Source organism: Roseomonas rosulenta (assembly GCF_016106005.1).
Lineage (GTDB): Bacteria > Pseudomonadota > Alphaproteobacteria > Acetobacterales > Acetobacteraceae > Neoroseomonas > Neoroseomonas rosulenta.
Map to the genome: position 1 here is coordinate 1 of NZ_JACADR010000432.1, position 2,512 is coordinate 2,512.

The window sequence follows — 2,512 nt, forward strand, 5'->3', positions numbered from 1 at the left end:
CCCGCCGGCGATCGCGCGCATGCCGCCCGAGCCACCGCCCGGCGCGGGGCGCGGCGCAGCGTCGCCGCCGCCTTCGGCCGTCAGGCGCTTCACAAGCTCGCCCGGCGTGGGCAGCTCGGCCACGTGGGCGAGACGGATCAGCACCATCTCGGCCGCGGCGCGGCGGTCCACGCCTTCCTGTTGGACCTCTGCTACGCCCTTGAGCAGCATCTGCCAGGCGCGGGCCAGCGTCGGCACGGACAGGCGCATCGCCAACGCGCCGCCGCGGGTGCGTTCCGCCTCGGGCAGGCTCGCGTCGTCCTTCAGCGCGGGCGCGGCGCGGAAGCGGGTGAGCAGGTGGGTCAGTTCCGCGAGGTCCTGCAGCACCACCAGTGGGTCGGCGCCCACTTCATGCGTGCGGTCCAGGATGCCGAGCGCGGCGGCGACATCGCCGCCCATCACCGCCTCCATCAGGTCGAAGACCATGAAGCGGTCCGCGAGGCCGAGCATGTCGCGCACGCCCTCGCCCGTGACGGCGCCGCCGCCCGCCAGCCCGATCGCCTGGTCCAGTAGCGAGAGCCCATCGCGCACCGAACCATCCGCGGCGCGCGCGATCATGCCCAGCGCCTCGCCCTCGACCGCCACGTCCTCCTGCGCCGCGATGCCGGCGAAGTGCTCGCGCAACATCTCCTGCGGCACGCGGCGCAGCGAGAACACCTGGCAGCGGCTGCGGATGGTGACCGGCACCTTGCGCAGTTCCGTCGTGGCCAGCACGAAGGTGACGGAGGGCGGAGGTTCCTCGAGCGTCTTGAGCAGCGCGTTGAAGGCGGCGGCCGAGAGCATGTGGCACTCGTCCAGGATGAAGACCTTCTGGCGACCCTGCGCGGGACGGAAGCGCAGCGCCTCGCGCAGTTCGCGTACATCGTCCACGCTGTTGGAGGAGGCGGCATCCATCTCGAGCACGTCGGGATGCCGGTCCGCCAGGATCGCCTTGCATTCCGCGCAGACGCCGCAGGGGTCGGCGGTCGGGCCGCCGGCGCCGTCCACGCCGATGCAGTTCAGCGCGCGGGCGATGATGCGCGCCGTGGTGGTCTTGCCGACGCCGCGCACGCCGGTCAGCAGGAAGGCGTGGTGCACGCGCCCCTGCGCGAAGGCATTGCGCAGCGTGCGCACCAGCGCGTCCTGGCCGATCAGGTCGTCGAAATGGGTGGGCCGATACTTGCGCGCCAGCACGCGATAGGGGCCGGTGGCGGGCGCGGCGGCGGCTGGCTTCGGCGGCGGCGGGGCGGGGGCTGGCGCAGGGTCCCCGAACAGCCCCGGCCCCTCGGGCGCGGGGGGCTCCGGCAGGCCTTCCTCCGCCGCGGCGTCACCCAGGTCGGGGATGGGGGAGCCGAGGAGGTCGGAGGCCATGCTGTCCCTGGGACGGGGGCGAAAGGGGTGGAAGGCCGACAAGCGACCCGGGCGAGAACCCGTTACGGCTGCTTCCTTCCGGACCTGACCGGGTTGGCGGGGAGCCCGTCCGCCGCCGACCTTCCGATGACACCATATCATGCGCCCGGCCCGGAGCGCCAATGGGGGGAGAACGTAACCGCGGCGACCCGCGCGGCGAACCCGCCGCCAGAAGGAGAACCCCCATGGCCTTGTCCCGCCGCTCGATGCTCTGGATCGTTCCCGGCGCCACGCTCGCCGTGCCGCTCGGCGCCCTGCTGCTGCCCGGCGAAGGGCGCGCCGCGCAGGTCAATGCCGAGGGCGGTGTGGCGGTGCGCGGCACCGACGTGGTCGCCTATGTCACGCAGGGCCGCCCGGTGGCGGGCAGCGCCGCCTTTGCCCATGCCTGGCGTGGGGCAACCTGGCATTTCGCCTCGGCCGCGCATCGCGACATGTTCGCCGCGGATCCCGAGCGCTACGCGCCCGCCTATGGCGGGTTCTGCGCCTTTGCCGTGAGCGAGGGCTACACCGCGCCGATCGACCCCGCCGCCTGGCGGATCGTCGATGGCCGACTGTTCCTGAACTACGACCGCACGGTGCAGCGCCGCTGGGAAGCCGACATGCCCGGCCGCATCGCCCGCGGCGACGCCAACTGGCCGCGCATCGCCGCACGGTAGCGCGACGCCCATGCACCGGACCGCTTCGCCACATGAAGAATGAGGCGAACAGTCTGGCCCCGTTCCGGGGCATGCCTTCCGGCACTGGCACGTGAACGTGCCGCCCCGACCGGAGAAGCCGGAATGCTCGACACCCATGACGCGCCGGCTGACTGGCCGGCGTTGCGGCCGTTCAGCCCTGTGCCCTCGCCCGACGACTGGCTGGCGGTGGAGGAGGCCGACCTGCGCGACGCCCATGCCGACGCCAGCGCCCTGTTCGATGCCGCCGGCGCCGACCCCGACGCCCGGCTGCGCCACGCGCGCAGCCTCGTGCTGCTGGAACAACTGCTCGCGGCGCGGGCCGTGCTGCGCGTGCGCCCCGTGGCGCCGGCGGCGGCGCGGGCCTGGTTCCACGCCGACCGGGCGCTCGGCTATTTCTTCGGCCTGGG

3 protein-coding genes and 1 other RNA gene are annotated in these 2,512 nt (G+C 73.6%); 2 read left to right on the forward strand and 2 right to left on the reverse strand.

Annotated features, from left to right (window positions below):
• Positions 1-1,389 (reverse strand): DNA polymerase III subunit gamma/tau (locus HW578_RS25405; RefSeq protein WP_198373495.1); only part of this gene is annotated, 1,389 nt, incomplete at its 3' end.
• A gap of 26 nt (positions 1,390-1,415) precedes the next feature.
• Positions 1,416-1,514, reverse strand: an RNA gene (gene ffs, locus HW578_RS25410) — signal recognition particle sRNA small type.
• Positions 1,515-1,613: 99 nt separating this feature from the next.
• Between ffs and HW578_RS25415 the strand changes: the two genes are divergently transcribed.
• On the forward strand, positions 1,614-2,084 hold the full coding sequence (locus tag HW578_RS25415) for a YHS domain-containing (seleno)protein (RefSeq protein ID WP_198373497.1): 471 nt from the start codon (positions 1,614-1,616) through the stop codon (positions 2,082-2,084).
• 123 nt (positions 2,085-2,207) lie between these two features.
• Positions 2,208-2,512 (forward strand): hypothetical protein (locus HW578_RS25420; RefSeq protein ID WP_198373498.1); only part of this gene is annotated, 305 nt, incomplete at its 3' end.